Source organism: Pseudomonas sp. Tri1 (genome assembly GCF_017968885.1).
Taxonomy (GTDB): domain Bacteria; phylum Pseudomonadota; class Gammaproteobacteria; order Pseudomonadales; family Pseudomonadaceae; genus Aquipseudomonas.
The window spans coordinates 6,010,487-6,023,127 of the sequence record NZ_CP072913.1 but is presented as its reverse complement, the minus strand read 5'-3'; the positions used below and the strand labels follow the sequence as shown (position 1 = coordinate 6,023,127).

23 protein-coding genes are annotated in these 12,641 nt (G+C 55.1%); all 23 read left to right on the top strand.

Annotation, left to right across the window (positions count from 1 at the left end; translation table 11 throughout):
- Positions 1 to 2 precede the first annotated feature (2 nt).
- Positions 3 to 689 (top strand): 30S ribosomal protein S3, encoded by a 687-nt coding sequence (gene rpsC, locus J9870_RS26265; RefSeq protein WP_003176422.1) that lies wholly within the window; start codon positions 3 to 5, stop codon positions 687 to 689.
- A gap of 12 nt (positions 690 to 701) precedes the next feature.
- Positions 702 to 1,115, top strand: coding sequence for a 50S ribosomal protein L16 (rplP, locus tag J9870_RS26260; protein ID WP_003186052.1), 414 nt, complete (start codon positions 702 to 704; stop codon positions 1,113 to 1,115).
- Positions 1,115 to 1,306: a 50S ribosomal protein L29 gene (gene rpmC, locus J9870_RS26255; RefSeq protein WP_002555481.1), complete on the top strand. Its 192-nt coding sequence runs from the start codon at positions 1,115 to 1,117 to the stop codon at positions 1,304 to 1,306. The genes rplP and rpmC overlap by 1 nt, the downstream gene beginning before the upstream one ends.
- A 2-nt stretch (positions 1,307 to 1,308) precedes the next feature.
- Positions 1,309 to 1,575 carry a 30S ribosomal protein S17 gene (gene rpsQ / locus J9870_RS26250; RefSeq protein WP_003176419.1) on the top strand — a complete coding sequence of 89 codons (267 nt, stop codon included), beginning with the start codon at positions 1,309 to 1,311 and terminating at the stop codon, positions 1,573 to 1,575.
- Between the two features lie 23 nt (positions 1,576 to 1,598).
- Positions 1,599 to 1,967: a 50S ribosomal protein L14 gene (gene rplN, locus J9870_RS26245; RefSeq protein WP_002555479.1), complete on the top strand. Its 369-nt coding sequence runs from the start codon at positions 1,599 to 1,601 to the stop codon at positions 1,965 to 1,967.
- Between the two features lie 11 nt (positions 1,968 to 1,978).
- The gene (gene rplX, locus J9870_RS26240) at positions 1,979 to 2,293 is read left to right on the top strand and encodes a 50S ribosomal protein L24 (RefSeq protein WP_003186046.1); all 315 of its coding nucleotides are present in this window, start codon (positions 1,979 to 1,981) and stop codon (positions 2,291 to 2,293) included.
- 20 nt (positions 2,294 to 2,313) lie between these two features.
- Positions 2,314 to 2,853, top strand: a complete 540-nt coding sequence (gene rplE, locus J9870_RS26235; protein WP_003186044.1) for a 50S ribosomal protein L5 — start codon at positions 2,314 to 2,316, stop codon at positions 2,851 to 2,853.
- A 13-nt stretch (positions 2,854 to 2,866) separates the two neighbouring features.
- Positions 2,867 to 3,172, top strand: a complete 306-nt coding sequence (gene rpsN / locus J9870_RS26230; RefSeq protein ID WP_003186042.1) for a 30S ribosomal protein S14 — start codon at positions 2,867 to 2,869, stop codon at positions 3,170 to 3,172.
- Positions 3,173 to 3,382: 210 nt separating this feature from the next.
- Positions 3,383 to 3,775: a 30S ribosomal protein S8 gene (rpsH, locus tag J9870_RS26225; RefSeq protein WP_003186040.1), complete on the top strand. Its 393-nt coding sequence runs from the start codon at positions 3,383 to 3,385 to the stop codon at positions 3,773 to 3,775.
- Between the two features lie 12 nt (positions 3,776 to 3,787).
- Entirely contained in the window at positions 3,788 to 4,321 is a 534-nt protein-coding gene (gene rplF, locus J9870_RS26220; RefSeq protein WP_003186039.1) for a 50S ribosomal protein L6, read from the top strand.
- A 10-nt stretch (positions 4,322 to 4,331) separates the two neighbouring features.
- Entirely contained in the window at positions 4,332 to 4,682 is a 351-nt protein-coding gene (gene rplR, locus J9870_RS26215) for a 50S ribosomal protein L18 (protein WP_003186037.1), read from the top strand.
- A gap of 3 nt (positions 4,683 to 4,685) precedes the next feature.
- Positions 4,686 to 5,186: a 30S ribosomal protein S5 gene (gene rpsE, locus J9870_RS26210; protein ID WP_003186035.1), complete on the top strand. Its 501-nt coding sequence runs from the start codon at positions 4,686 to 4,688 to the stop codon at positions 5,184 to 5,186.
- Between the two features lie 2 nt (positions 5,187 to 5,188).
- Positions 5,189 to 5,365: a 50S ribosomal protein L30 gene (gene rpmD, locus J9870_RS26205; protein ID WP_003186033.1), complete on the top strand. Its 177-nt coding sequence runs from the start codon at positions 5,189 to 5,191 to the stop codon at positions 5,363 to 5,365.
- Positions 5,366 to 5,368: 3 nt separating this feature from the next.
- Positions 5,369 to 5,806 (top strand): 50S ribosomal protein L15, encoded by a 438-nt coding sequence (gene rplO / locus J9870_RS26200; protein WP_003186032.1) that lies wholly within the window; start codon positions 5,369 to 5,371, stop codon positions 5,804 to 5,806.
- Entirely contained in the window at positions 5,807 to 7,135 is a 1,329-nt protein-coding gene (gene secY / locus J9870_RS26195; protein ID WP_210641389.1) for a preprotein translocase subunit SecY, read from the top strand.
- Positions 7,136 to 7,165: 30 nt separating this feature from the next.
- On the top strand, positions 7,166 to 7,282 hold the full coding sequence (gene rpmJ / locus J9870_RS26190) for a 50S ribosomal protein L36 (RefSeq protein WP_002555468.1): 117 nt from the start codon (positions 7,166 to 7,168) through the stop codon (positions 7,280 to 7,282).
- 130 nt (positions 7,283 to 7,412) lie between these two features.
- Positions 7,413 to 7,769: a 30S ribosomal protein S13 gene (rpsM, locus tag J9870_RS26185; protein WP_003186020.1), complete on the top strand. Its 357-nt coding sequence runs from the start codon at positions 7,413 to 7,415 to the stop codon at positions 7,767 to 7,769.
- Positions 7,770 to 7,799: 30 nt separating this feature from the next.
- Positions 7,800 to 8,189 (top strand): 30S ribosomal protein S11, encoded by a 390-nt coding sequence (gene rpsK / locus J9870_RS26180; protein ID WP_002555466.1) that lies wholly within the window; start codon positions 7,800 to 7,802, stop codon positions 8,187 to 8,189.
- An 18-nt stretch (positions 8,190 to 8,207) separates the two neighbouring features.
- On the top strand, positions 8,208 to 8,828 hold the full coding sequence (rpsD, locus tag J9870_RS26175) for a 30S ribosomal protein S4 (RefSeq protein WP_003176404.1): 621 nt from the start codon (positions 8,208 to 8,210) through the stop codon (positions 8,826 to 8,828).
- Between the two features lie 22 nt (positions 8,829 to 8,850).
- Complete coding sequence (rpoA, locus tag J9870_RS26170) at positions 8,851 to 9,852, top strand: DNA-directed RNA polymerase subunit alpha (protein WP_003186012.1); 1,002 nt, start codon at positions 8,851 to 8,853, stop codon at positions 9,850 to 9,852.
- Between the two features lie 42 nt (positions 9,853 to 9,894).
- Positions 9,895 to 10,281, top strand: a complete 387-nt coding sequence (gene rplQ, locus J9870_RS26165) for a 50S ribosomal protein L17 (protein WP_003176402.1) — start codon at positions 9,895 to 9,897, stop codon at positions 10,279 to 10,281.
- Positions 10,282 to 10,519: 238 nt separating this feature from the next.
- The gene (locus J9870_RS26160) at positions 10,520 to 11,968 is read left to right on the top strand and encodes a catalase (RefSeq protein ID WP_210641387.1); all 1,449 of its coding nucleotides are present in this window, start codon (positions 10,520 to 10,522) and stop codon (positions 11,966 to 11,968) included.
- Positions 11,969 to 12,125: 157 nt separating this feature from the next.
- Entirely contained in the window at positions 12,126 to 12,590 is a 465-nt protein-coding gene (gene bfr / locus J9870_RS26155) for a bacterioferritin (protein WP_025215751.1), read from the top strand.
- Positions 12,591 to 12,641: the final 51 nt, after the last annotated feature.

Sequence of the window (12,641 nt, the reverse complement as noted above, 5' to 3'; positions counted from 1 at the left end):
AGATGGGTCAGAAAGTACATCCCATTGGCATTCGCCTGGGAATCGTCAAGGAGCACACCTCCGTCTGGTACGCAGACGGTCGGACTTATGCGGACTACTTGTTCGCTGATCTGAAGGTGCGTGAGTATCTCCAAGACAAACTAAAAAGCGCGTCCGTAAGCCGTATCGATATCCATCGTCCGGCGCAGACTGCACGTATCACCATCCACACCGCTCGTCCAGGTATCGTTATCGGGAAGAAAGGTGAAGATGTTGAGAAACTGCGTCAGGACCTGACCAAGCAAATGGGTGTGCCTGTGCACATCAATATCGAAGAGATCCGCAAGCCGGAGCTCGACGGTATGCTGGTTGCGCAGAGCGTAGCTCAGCAGCTGGAGCGTCGCGTAATGTTCCGTCGCGCTATGAAGCGCGCTGTACAGAACGCAATGCGCATTGGTGCCAAAGGCATCAAAATCCAAGTGAGCGGTCGTCTCGGCGGTGCTGAAATCGCACGTACTGAATGGTATCGCGAAGGTCGTGTGCCACTGCACACCCTGCGTGCCGACATCGACTATGCCAACTACGAAGCTCACACCACCTACGGTGTGATCGGTGTAAAGGTTTGGATCTTCAAAGGCGAAGTAATTGGTGGTCGCCAAGAAGAGCTGAAACCACAAGCACCAGCGCCTCGTAAAAAAGCTGCTAAGTAAGGGGTACGCCAAATGTTGCAACCAAAGCGTACGAAGTTCCGCAAGCAGATGACCGGTCACAACCGTGGCCTGGCATTGCGCGGTAGCAAAGTCAGCTTCGGCGAGTTCGCGCTGAAGTCTGTTGCTCGTGGTCGTCTCACCGCTCGTCAGATCGAGTCAGCGCGTCGTGCTCTGACCCGTCACGTAAAACGTGGCGGCAAGATCTGGATCCGTGTATTCCCGGACAAGCCTGTCACCAAGAAGCCACTCGAAGTTCGGATGGGTAAAGGTAAGGGTAACGTGGAGTACTGGGTTGCCCAGATTCAGCCAGGCAAAGTCCTGTATGAAATCGAGGGTGTTTCTGAAGAGCTGGCGCGTGAGGCTTTCGCCCTGGCTGCTGCAAAGCTGCCGCTCGCCACCTCCTTTGTTAAACGGACGGTGATGTGATGAAAGCGAATGAACTTCGTGAAAAATCAGCACAGCAGCTGAACGAGCAACTGCTCGGCCTGCTGCGCGACCAGTTCAATCTGCGTATGCAGAAGGCAACTGGCCAGTTGGGGCAGTCTCATCTGCTCTCGCAAGTTAAGCGTGACATCGCTCGCGTGAAAACTGTGCTCAACCAGCAGGCAGGTAAGTAATCATGGCTGAAGCCGAAAAAACTGTCCGTACGCTGACTGGCCGTGTTGTCAGCGACAAGATGGACAAAACCATCACCGTTCTGATCGAGCGTCGCGTTAAGCACCCGATCTACGGTAAATACGTTAAGCGTTCGACTAAGCTGCACGCGCACGACGAAACCAATCAGTGCCACATCGGCGACAAAGTCACTATTCGTGAAACTCGTCCTTTGGCCAAGACCAAGTCTTGGGCGCTGGTTGATGTTCTCGAACGCGCTGTGGAAGTCTAAGGACTAGGGGTCGGAGAAATTATATGATTCAGACTCAATCCATGCTCGATGTGGCCGATAACAGCGGCGCTCGCCGCGTTATGTGCATCAAGGTGCTGGGTGGCTCCCATCGTCGTTACGCTGGTATTGGTGACATCATCAAAGTTACCGTGAAGGAAGCAATTCCTCGCGGTAAGGTGAAAAAAGGCCAAGTGATGACTGCTGTTGTAGTCCGCACTCGTCACGGCGTTCGCCGTGCAGATGGCTCCATTATCCGCTTTGATGGCAACGCTGCTGTTCTTCTGAACAACAAGCAAGAGCCGATCGGCACCCGTATCTTTGGGCCAGTGACCCGTGAACTTCGTACTGAGAAGTTCATGAAGATCGTCTCGCTCGCCCCAGAAGTGCTGTAAGGAGATCCGACATGCAAAAGATTCGTCGTGACGACGAGATCATCGTGATCGCCGGCAAAGACAAAGGTAAGCGCGGTAAGGTGCTGAAGGTTCTTGCTGACAACCGTCTGGTTGTTGGTGGTCTGAACCTGGTCAAGCGTCATACCAAGCCTAACCCGATGTCGGGCGTACAGGGCGGTATCGTCGAGAAAGAAGCGCCACTGCACGCTTCCAACGTCGCCATTTTCAACGGCGAAACCAACAAGGCTGACCGCGTTGGTTTCAAAGTAGAAGACGGTAAGAAAATTCGTGTCTTCAAGTCGACCCAAAAAGCGGTTGATGCTTGAACACTGCTAGGTAGAAGACCATGGCACGACTAAAAGAGATTTACCGGAAGGAAATCGCACCGAAACTTAAGGAAGAACTTAAGCTTTCGAACGTGATGGAAGTTCCGCGCGTTACCAAAATCACCCTGAACATGGGTCTGGGCGAAGCGATCGGCGACAAAAAAGTCATCGAGCACGCTGTTGCTGACCTGGAAAAGATCACCGGTCAGAAAGTCGTTGTGACTTACGCTCGGAAATCCATCGCTGGCTTTAAAGTCCGTGAAGGTTGGCCGATCGGCGTCAAAGTGACCCTGCGCCGTGAGCGTATGTACGAGTTCCTGGATCGTCTGCTGTCGATCTCCCTGCCTCGGGTTCGCGACTTCCGCGGCCTGAATGCCAAGTCCTTCGATGGTCGTGGTAACTACAGCATGGGCGTTAAAGAGCAGATCATTTTCCCGGAAATCGATTACGACAAGATCGACGCTCTCCGCGGTCTGGACATTACCCTGACCACCACTGCTCGGACGGATGACGAAGGTCGCGCACTGCTGCGCGCTTTCAAATTCCCGTTCCGCAACTGATTGGAGTAGGAAAATGGCCAAGAAGAGCATGAAAAACCGTGAGCTGAAGCGTCAGCTCACCGTTGCCAAGTACGCCACCAAGCGTGCAGCGCTGAAAGCTATCATCGTAGATCTGAACGCAAGTCCAGAAGCACGTTGGGAAGCTACCGTAGCACTGCAGAAGCAGCCACGTGACGCAAGCGCCTCGCGCATGCGTAACCGCTGCCGCCTGACTGGTCGTCCGCACGGCGTGTACCGCAAGTTCGGCCTCGGCCGTAACATGCTGCGTCAAGCTGCAATGCGTGGTGACGTTCCAGGTCTGGTTAAAGCCAGCTGGTAAGCCTGATCAAAGTCGCGGTGTTCCGGGTCGCAAGATCCTGACCACCGGTGACCTTGAACTTGAATCAAGCCCCTTTTGGGGCTTGATTCATTTGTGGGGTGTGTCTAGAATACCCGGCTCGCCTGAGCCCGTGCTTTTTTTGCGCGGATGCGCTCGGCGACACGTACTAGCCGCAAGGCTAATTTTTTGTGTATTAGGAGCGTCTAGCCCATGAGTATGCAGGACCCGTTAGCGGACATGCTAACTCGTATCCGTAATGCCCAGATGGCTGAAAAGTCCGTCGTAAGCATGCCATCTTCTACGTTGAAGGTAGCTGTTGCCAAAGTCCTGAAGGACGAAGGTTACATTGCGGGTTATCAGATCAGCAGCGAAATCAAGCCTCTGCTGTCCATCGAGCTGAAGTACTTCGAAGGCCGTCCGGTCATCGAGGAAGTGAAGCGCGTTAGCCGTCCAGGCCTGCGTCAGTACAAGTCCGTCGATGATCTGCCAAAAGTTCGTGGCGGTCTCGGTGTGTCTATCGTCTCCACCAACAAAGGTGTGATGACGGATCGTGCTGCGCGCGCTGCCGGTGTCGGCGGCGAAGTTCTTTGCACTGTGTTCTAAGGGGGGATAAGCATGTCACGCGTCGCTAAGAACCCCGTTAAGCTGCCAGCCGGTGTCGAAGTCAAATTCGCAGGCCAACAGCTTTCGGTGAAGGGTGCCAAGGGCACTCTGCAACTGAACATCCATTCGTCCGTTGAGATCGTTGAAGAAGCTGGTGAGCTGCGTTTCGCTGCTCGCAATGGCGATCAACAGACTCGCGCAATGGCTGGTACCACTCGTGCGTTGGTAAACAACATGGTCCAAGGCGTAAGCCAAGGCTTCGAGCGTAAGCTCCAGCTGGTCGGTGTTGGTTACAAAGCGCAAGCAAAAGGCACAGTGCTGAACCTGGCTCTTGGCTTCTCGCACCCAGTGGATTATGAACTGCCGGAAGGCATCACCGCTGAGACTCCTAGCCAGACCGATATCCTGATCAAGGGCATCGACAAGCAGCTGGTAGGTCAAGTGGCCGCCGAGATCCGCGACTTCCGTCCACCAGAGCCGTACAAAGGCAAAGGTGTGCGCTACGCGGACGAAGTCGTCCGTCGTAAAGAAGCCAAGAAGAAGTAGGGCATAGCAAATGACCGACAAAAAAGTTACTCGACTGCGTCGCGCTCGCAAAGCACGCCTGAAAATGCACGAACTCGAAGTCGTGCGTCTCTGCGTGTTCCGCTCGTCGCAGCACATCTACGCCCAGGTCATTTCGGCCGACGGCAACAAAGTCCTGGCAAGTGCCTCGACTTTGGATAAAGAACTGCGTGATGGCGCCACTGGCAACATCGACGCGGCCACTAAGGTTGGCCAGCTGGTCGCTACGCGTGCAAAAGCCGCTGGCGTCTCGCAGGTGGCTTTCGACCGCTCTGGCTTCAAGTACCACGGCCGCGTCAAGGCGCTGGCTGATGCTGCTCGTGAAGCTGGGCTGGAGTTCTAAGTTATGTCAAATAACGACCAAAAGCGCGACGAAGGCTACATCGAGAAGCTGGTTCAAGTTAACCGCGTAGCCAAAACCGTTAAAGGCGGCCGTATCTTCACTTTCACCGCGTTGACCGTGGTAGGTGATGGTAAGGGCCGTGTTGGCTTCGGCCGTGGCAAGTCGCGTGAAGTGCCTGCTGCGATCCAGAAGGCAATGGAAGCTGCTCGCCGCAACATGATCCAGGTTGATCTGAACGGCACCACTCTGCAGTACGCAATGAAGTCTGCCCATGGCGCTTCGAAGGTGTACATGCAGCCTGCTTCTGAAGGTACCGGTATCATCGCTGGCGGCGCTATGCGTGCTGTCCTCGAAGTTGCTGGCGTTCAGAACGTTCTGGCCAAGTGCTACGGCTCGACTAACCCGGTAAACGTGGTTCACGCCACTTTCAAGGGTTTGAAAGCAATGCAGTCTCCTGAATCCATTGCCGCCAAGCGTGGCAAAAGCGTCAAGGAGATCTTCTGATCATGGCTACCGTAAAAGTTACGCTGATCAAAAGCATGACCGGCCGCATCCCTAACCACAAATTGTGCGTTAAGGGTCTGGGTCTGCGTCGCATCGGTCACACTGTAGAAGTCCTGGATACTCCCGAGAATCGCGGGATGATCAACAAGGCTTACTACATGCTGCGTGTCGAGGGTTAATCGATGAAACTCAATGATCTGAGTCCAGCGCCGGGTTCCCGTCGCGAAAAGCATCGTCCGGGCCGTGGTATCGGTAGTGGTTTGGGCAAGACCGGTGGCCGTGGCCACAAAGGTCAGACCTCCCGCTCCGGTGGCACTATTGCTCCAGGCTTTGAAGGCGGTCAACAGCCGCTGCATCGTCGCCTGCCGAAGTTCGGTTTCGTTTCCCTGAAGGCCATGGACCGCGCAGAAGTGCGTCTGTCCGAGCTGGCTAAAGTGGATGGCGACATCGTCACCGTGCAGTCCCTGAAGGATGCCAACGTGATCAACCAGAACGTACAGCGTGTGAAAATCATGCTGTCGGGCGAAGTTGCTCGTGCTGTCACCATCGGAAAGGGAATCGGCGCCACCAAAGGTGCGCGTGCGGCTATCGAAGCAGCTGGCGGCAAGTTCGAGGAATAAATGGCTAAGCAAGGTGCTCTCTCTGCGCTCGGCAAAGGCGGTATGTCTGAACTCTGGGCTCGTCTGCGTTTTCTGTTCCTGGCGATTATCGTCTACCGAATAGGCGCACACATCCCGGTTCCAGGTATCAACCCGGACCGACTCGCGGACCTGTTTCGACAGAATGAGGGGACCATTCTTAGCTTGTTCAACATGTTTTCCGGCGGCGCGCTGGAACGGATGAGCATCTTTGCACTGGGGATCATGCCGTACATCTCGGCATCGATCATCATGCAACTGATGACCGCCGTCAGCCCGCAGCTGGAGCAGTTGAAGAAGGAAGGTGAAGCTGGCCGTCGCAAGATCAGCCAGTACACCCGCTACGGCACTGTCGTCCTCGCCCTCGTTCAAGCCATTGGCATGTCCATTGGCCTGGCGGGGCAGGGCGTATCGTTCACTGCTGACTTTAGCTTCTATTTCGTTGCGGTAACCACTTTTGTGGCGGGCGCGATGTTCATGATGTGGCTGGGTGAGCAGATTACTGAGCGTGGTGTTGGCAACGGTATCTCGATGTTGATTTTCGCAGGTATCGTCGCCGGTCTTCCGAGAGCGATCGGGCAGTCTTTCGAGTCTGCGCGTCAGGGTGATATCAACATTTTCGCCCTGGTTGCCATCGGTTTGCTGGCAGTAGCGATTATCGGTTTCGTGGTGTTCATTGAGCGTGGTCAGCGTCGTATTGCTGTTCACTACGCCAAGCGTCAGCAGGGCCGCAAGGTCTTTGCTGCGCAGACCAGCCACTTGCCGTTGAAGGTGAACATGGCCGGCGTAATTCCGGCTATTTTCGCGAGCAGCATCCTGCTGTTCCCGGCTTCGTTGGGTGCCTGGTTCGGCCAGTCTGAAGGTATGGGCTGGTTACAGGACATCTCGCAGTCGATCGCTCCTGGTCAGCCGTTGAATATTCTGCTGTTTAGTGCAGGGATTATTTTCTTCTGCTTCTTCTATACGGCGTTGATGTTCAATCCGAAAGACGTAGCGGAAAACCTGAAGAAGTCCGGTGCCTTTATTCCGGGCATCCGTCCAGGTGAGCAGTCTGCGCGCTACATTGATGGCGTTCTGACTCGCTTGACCATGTTCGGTGCTCTTTACATGACGGCCGTCTGTCTGTTGCCCCAGTTCCTGGTGGTTGCGGCAAACGTACCGTTCTACCTTGGCGGGACCTCGTTGCTGATCGTGGTCGTGGTTGTGATGGACTTCATGTCCCAAGTACAATCGCACCTCGTTTCGCACCAGTACGAATCCCTGATGAAGAAAGCCAACCTGAAGGGCTACGGCAGCGGCATGTTGCGCTGAGTAGCGTCCATAAGGTTCGAGGAGTTGGTGATGAAAGTTCGTGCATCGGTGAAAAAGCTGTGCCGTAACTGCAAGATTATTCGCCGCGAAGGTGTTGTTCGGGTAATTTGCAGCGCGGAACCGCGTCACAAACAGCGCCAAGGCTGAGTGTGATTGTGCTTTAAGCCCGGCAGCTAGTGCGCTGCCGGGTTGATTATTTGTTATTACAGCGATATTATCTCGCGCCCTATTTCTTGGCTTCCGGGGCGTAGGTAGCTGTCAATTGGAGTCCCACTGAATGGCCCGTATTGCAGGCGTTAACATTCCAGATAACAAGCATACTGTTATCTCGCTGACCTACATCTATGGTGTTGGTCGCACTACTGCACAGAAAATTTGTGCAGTGACTGGGGTCAACCCAGCGGCAAAGATCAAAGATCTGAGCGACGAGCAGATTGAACAGCTGCGTGGCGAAGTGGCGAAGTTCACCACTGAAGGTGACCTGCGTCGCGAAATCAACATGAAAATCAAGCGCTTGATGGACCTCGGTTGCTATCGCGGTCTGCGTCATCGTCGTGGTCTTCCAGTACGCGGTCAGCGTACCAAGACCAACGCGCGTACCCGTAAAGGTCCGCGTAAGCCGATCCGCAAGTAATCGCCCCAGCGAATCGACAGGAATTTAATCATGGCAAAACCTGCTGCTCGTCCTCGTAAAAAAGTTAAAAAGACAGTGGTTGATGGCATCGCCCACATCCATGCTTCTTTTAACAACACCATCGTGACCATTACCGACCGTCAAGGTAACGCTCTTTCCTGGGCTACCTCCGGTGGTTCGGGTTTCCGCGGTTCCCGCAAGTCCACCCCGTTCGCTGCTCAAGTAGCTGCTGAGCGTGCTGGTCAAGCTGCGCTGGAATACGGCCTGAAAAACCTCGACGTCAACGTCAAAGGTCCAGGTCCAGGTCGTGAATCCGCAGTCCGCGCTTTGAACGGCTGTGGCTACAAGATCGCCAGCATCACCGACGTGACGCCAATCCCGCACAACGGGTGCCGTCCGCCGAAGAAGCGCCGCGTGTAATCCAGGAGATTGTAAAGAATGGCTCGTTACATTGGTCCAAAATGCAAACTCGCTCGTCGCGAAGGCACCGATCTCTTTCTGAAGAGCGGCGTGCGCGCGATCGAATCGAAGTGCAACATTGAAGCAGCACCTGGTATCCACGGCCAACGCCGCGGTCGCCAGTCCGATTACGGCACCCAACTGCGTGAAAAGCAGAAGGTCCGTCGTATCTACGGCGTTCTCGAGCGTCAATTCAGCGGCTACTACAAAGAAGCTGCTGGCAAGAAAGGCGCAACCGGTGAAAACCTGCTGCAGCTGCTCGAATGCCGTCTGGACAACGTTGTATACCGTATGGGTTTCGGTTCTACTCGTGCCGAATCCCGTCAGCTGGTATCGCACAAGTCGATCAGCGTTAACGGTCAAACCGTAAACGTTCCGTCCTACCAGGTTCGTGCTGGTGACGTGGTTGCTGTTCGCGAGAAAGCAAAGAACCAACTTCGCATTGTCCAAGCTCTCGATCTGTGTGCCCAACGTGGCCGCGTAGAATGGGTAGAAGTAGACACTGAGAAGAAGTCGGGCGTTTTCAAGAACGTTCCTGCTCGCAGTGATCTGTCCGCCGACATCAACGAAAGCCTGATTGTCGAGCTCTACTCCAAGTAAGGGCTAGAAAATAGGTGCATCCATGCAGATTTCGGTAAATGAGTTCCTGACACCCCGCCATATTGATGTGCAGGTTGTCAGTCCAACCCGCGCCAAGATCACACTCGAGCCTCTCGAGCGTGGTTTCGGCCACACCCTGGGCAACGCGCTGCGCCGCATCCTGTTGTCCTCAATGCCCGGCTGTGCAGTAGTCGAGGCCGAGATTGACGGTGTGCTCCACGAGTACAGCGCCATCGAAGGTGTACAGGAAGATGTAATTGAAATCCTGTTGAACCTTAAAGGTCTGGCTATCAAGCTGCACGGTCGTGACGAAGTTACGCTGACCTTGTCGAAGAAGGGTTCGGGGGTGGTTACCGCTGCCGATATTCAGCTGGATCATGATGTCGAGATCGTTAACCCCGATCACGTAATCGCTAACCTGGCGTCTAACGGCGCCCTGAACATGAAGCTCACTGTAGCTCGTGGTCGTGGTTATGAACCGGCAGACTCGCGTCAGAGCGATGAAGACGAAAGCCGCAGCATCGGTCGCTTGCAGCTTGACTCTTCGTTCAGCCCAGTTCGCCGTATCGCATACGTGGTGGAAAACGCCCGTGTCGAGCAGCGTACCAACCTGGACAAGCTGGTTATTGATCTGGAAACCAACGGTACCCTGGATCCTGAAGAGGCTATTCGCCGCGCTGCAACCATCCTGCAACAGCAGTTGGCTGCGTTCGTCGACCTCAAAGGTGACAGTGAGCCAGTGGTTGTCGAGCAGGAAGACGAGATCGATCCGATCCTGCTTCGCCCGGTTGACGATCTGGAACTGACTGTACGTTCGGCTAACTGCCTTAAGGCGGAAAACATCTACTACATCGGCGACCTGATTCAGCGTACCGAAGTAGAGCTGTTGAAGACTCCGAACCTTGGCAAGAAATCCTTGACTGAAATCAAGGACGTTCTGGCCTCCCGCGGTCTGTCCCTCGGCATGCGCCTCGACAACTGGCCGCCTGCAAGTCTTAAGAAGGACGACAAGGCGACTGCCTGATCGTCGTAATCACCGAACGTTGTGTTTGGTAAGGAATGAACCATGCGTCATCGTAAAAGTGGTCGTCACCTGAGCCGCACCAGCTCGCACCGCAAGGCCATGTTCCAAAACATGGCGGTGTCGCTGTTCGAGCACGAGCTGATCAAAACTACACTGCCGAAAGCCAAAGAACTGCGCCGCGTTGCTGAGCCGCTGATCACTCTGGCCAAGACAGATAGCCTGGCTAACCGCCGTCTGGCTTTCGACCGTACTCGTTCGAAAGCTATCGTTGGTAAGCTCTTCAACGACCTGGGCAAGCGTTACGCTACCCGTGAGGGTGGCTACCTGCGCATTCTCAAGTGCGGTTTCCGCGCTGGCGACAACGCGCCTATGGCGTACGTCGAGTTGGTTGATCGTGCTACTGCCGGCGAAGCTGTAAGCGCCGAGTAAGACGACAGTCTGTAACGAAGAACCGGGCCTAGCGCCCGGTTTTTTGTGGGCGTAAGAAAGCTCTATTCGTACAAGTTTCCGCTGGAGGTTAGGCGGCACTATTGGCACAGAGGGTGTTGGTAGATATTTTCTATGGGTGTCTGCAGTTTAATGAATTTGTAGGTGTCATGATTGTTGATCAATACTCCCTTCCAGCCGATTAGCCGGCAGTTCAAAGACCGACCTAGGAAGATAGAGCATGAGCCAGACCAAAACGCTTACGACCGCAAGCGGCGCTCCTGTCGCCGATAACCAGAATTCTCGCTCCGCCGGCCCGCGCGGCCCGCTGTTGCTCGACGATTTCCACCTCATCGAGAAGCTTGCTCACTTCAACCGCGAGAACATTCCTGAGCGTCGAGTGCACGCCAAGGGGTCGGGGGCCTACGGTACATTCACCGTCACCCGGGACATCACTCAATACACCAGCGCCAAGCTGTTCGAGTCGGTCGGTAAGCAAACGCCAACCTTCCTGCGGTTTTCCACTGTAGGTGGTGAGCGTGGTTCTGCCGACACTGAGCGCGATCCGCGCGGCTTTGCCTTGAAGTTCTATACCGAGGAAGGAAACTGGGACATTGTTGGCAACAACACGCCGGTCTTTTTCATCCGTGACCCGCTGAAATTTCCAGACTTCATCCATACCCAGAAGCGTCTGCCGCAAAGCAACCTGAAAAGTGCCCAGGCGATGTGGGATTTCTGGTCGCACTCGCCTGAGGCGTTGCATCAGGTCACCATTTTGTTCTCTGACCGGGGCATTCCGGATGGCTACCGGCATATGCACGGCTTCGGCAGTCACACCTACAGCCTGATCAGCGCCCAGGGTGAGCGGCACTGGGTGAAGTGGCACTACAAGACCAAGCAGGGGATCAAGAACCTGGCTCCCGCCGAAGCGGCACGCCTGGCCGGCACCGATCCGGACTACGCTCAGCGCGACCTGTTCAATGCGATTGAGCGTGGTGATTTCCCGAAATGGAGTGTCTGCATCCAGATCATGACCGAGGCCCAGGCCGCTGCTCATTACGAAAACCCGTTCGACGTGACCAAGACCTGGTCACAGAAAGAGTTTCCGCTGATTGAAGTGGGGGAGCTCGAACTCAACCGTAACCCGCTGAACTACTTTGCTGAGGTCGAGCAGGCGGCATTCGGACCGAGCAACATGGTGCCGGGTGTTGGTCTTTCGCCCGATCGCATGCTGCAAGGCCGTGTATTCGCTTACGCTGATGCACACCGCTACCGTGTAGGCACCAACCACCAGCAATTGCCAGTGAATGCCCCACGCAGCCCGGTCAACACCTACCAGCGCGATGGAGCCATGGCTTTTGGCAGCAACGGCGGTGCGGCACCGAACTACGAGCCCAATAGCTATGTCGAAGCGCCGAAGCAAGCTCCACGCTATGCCGAGCCAGCGCTGGAGCTCAGTGGTGCGGCGGATCGTTATGATCATCGCGAAGACACCGATTACTACAGCCACGCCGGCGCGCTGTTCCGCCTGATGAACGTCGAGCAGAAAGCTCTGCTGATCAACAATATCGCCGGTGCGATGGCCGGTGTATCGGCAGATGTCGTTGACCGTCAGTTGCAGCATTTCTTCAAGGCGGACGTCGCTTACGGGGAAGGCATTGCCAAGGCGTTGGGCGTACAGCTTAACTAAGTCTAAACGAGAAGCAGAACCGCCCGCATTAGGGCGGTTTTTGCGTTATTTCACCTGCTTTTCTCGGATTTTCTTCGCTTTTATTGCGATGAGCCAGTGACCTCGCGTTCAGCTTGGTTCAAACTACAGCCTTTCAAAGCTTGTGGAGATGTGGGCGATGCAAGGTCACCCAGACGTAATCGATTACCTCAACACGTTGCTGACAGGTGAGCTGGCAGCCCGTGATCAATATTTCATCCACTCGCGGATGTACGAGGATTGGGGTTTTACCGAGCTCTACGAACGTATCAACCATGAGATGGAAGAAGAAGCACAGCACGCCGATGCATTGATGCGCCGGATCCTGATGCTCGAAGGCACGCCGCGGATGCGCCCGGACGATCTGGACATTGGGACCACGGTGCCTGACATGCTTGCCGCCGACTTGCGCCTGGAATACAAAGTACGCGCTGCGCTGTGCAAAGGCATCGAGCTTTGCGAACAGCACAATGACTACGTAACCCGCGAAATCCTGCGCATCCAGCTCAACGATACCGAAGAAGACCATACCTACTGGCTCGAGAAGCAGTTGGGTCTGATCAAGTTGATAGGCCTGGAAAACTACCTGCAGTCGCAGTTCTGACGTACGCATTGTGGGAGCCAGCTCGGTCCCACAGAAAAACAAAAAGCCCCT

Coding starts and splice junctions, on each gene's coding strand:
- rpsC (WP_003176422.1), top strand. CDS start 3: ATGGGTCAGAAAGTACATCCCATTGGCATTCGCCTGGGAATCGTCAAG.
- rplP (WP_003186052.1), top strand. CDS start 702: ATGTTGCAACCAAAGCGTACGAAGTTCCGCAAGCAGATGACCGGTCAC.
- rpmC (WP_002555481.1), top strand. CDS start 1,115: ATGAAAGCGAATGAACTTCGTGAAAAATCAGCACAGCAGCTGAACGAG.
- rpsQ (WP_003176419.1), top strand. CDS start 1,309: ATGGCTGAAGCCGAAAAAACTGTCCGTACGCTGACTGGCCGTGTTGTC.
- rplN (WP_002555479.1), top strand. CDS start 1,599: ATGATTCAGACTCAATCCATGCTCGATGTGGCCGATAACAGCGGCGCT.
- rplX (WP_003186046.1), top strand. CDS start 1,979: ATGCAAAAGATTCGTCGTGACGACGAGATCATCGTGATCGCCGGCAAA.
- rplE (WP_003186044.1), top strand. CDS start 2,314: ATGGCACGACTAAAAGAGATTTACCGGAAGGAAATCGCACCGAAACTT.
- rpsN (WP_003186042.1), top strand. CDS start 2,867: ATGGCCAAGAAGAGCATGAAAAACCGTGAGCTGAAGCGTCAGCTCACC.
- rpsH (WP_003186040.1), top strand. CDS start 3,383: ATGAGTATGCAGGACCCGTTAGCGGACATGCTAACTCGTATCCGTAAT.
- rplF (WP_003186039.1), top strand. CDS start 3,788: ATGTCACGCGTCGCTAAGAACCCCGTTAAGCTGCCAGCCGGTGTCGAA.
- rplR (WP_003186037.1), top strand. CDS start 4,332: ATGACCGACAAAAAAGTTACTCGACTGCGTCGCGCTCGCAAAGCACGC.
- rpsE (WP_003186035.1), top strand. CDS start 4,686: ATGTCAAATAACGACCAAAAGCGCGACGAAGGCTACATCGAGAAGCTG.
- rpmD (WP_003186033.1), top strand. CDS start 5,189: ATGGCTACCGTAAAAGTTACGCTGATCAAAAGCATGACCGGCCGCATC.
- rplO (WP_003186032.1), top strand. CDS start 5,369: ATGAAACTCAATGATCTGAGTCCAGCGCCGGGTTCCCGTCGCGAAAAG.
- secY (WP_210641389.1), top strand. CDS start 5,807: ATGGCTAAGCAAGGTGCTCTCTCTGCGCTCGGCAAAGGCGGTATGTCT.
- rpmJ (WP_002555468.1), top strand. CDS start 7,166: ATGAAAGTTCGTGCATCGGTGAAAAAGCTGTGCCGTAACTGCAAGATT.
- rpsM (WP_003186020.1), top strand. CDS start 7,413: ATGGCCCGTATTGCAGGCGTTAACATTCCAGATAACAAGCATACTGTT.
- rpsK (WP_002555466.1), top strand. CDS start 7,800: ATGGCAAAACCTGCTGCTCGTCCTCGTAAAAAAGTTAAAAAGACAGTG.
- rpsD (WP_003176404.1), top strand. CDS start 8,208: ATGGCTCGTTACATTGGTCCAAAATGCAAACTCGCTCGTCGCGAAGGC.
- rpoA (WP_003186012.1), top strand. CDS start 8,851: ATGCAGATTTCGGTAAATGAGTTCCTGACACCCCGCCATATTGATGTG.
- rplQ (WP_003176402.1), top strand. CDS start 9,895: ATGCGTCATCGTAAAAGTGGTCGTCACCTGAGCCGCACCAGCTCGCAC.
- J9870_RS26160 (WP_210641387.1), top strand. CDS start 10,520: ATGAGCCAGACCAAAACGCTTACGACCGCAAGCGGCGCTCCTGTCGCC.
- bfr (WP_025215751.1), top strand. CDS start 12,126: ATGCAAGGTCACCCAGACGTAATCGATTACCTCAACACGTTGCTGACA.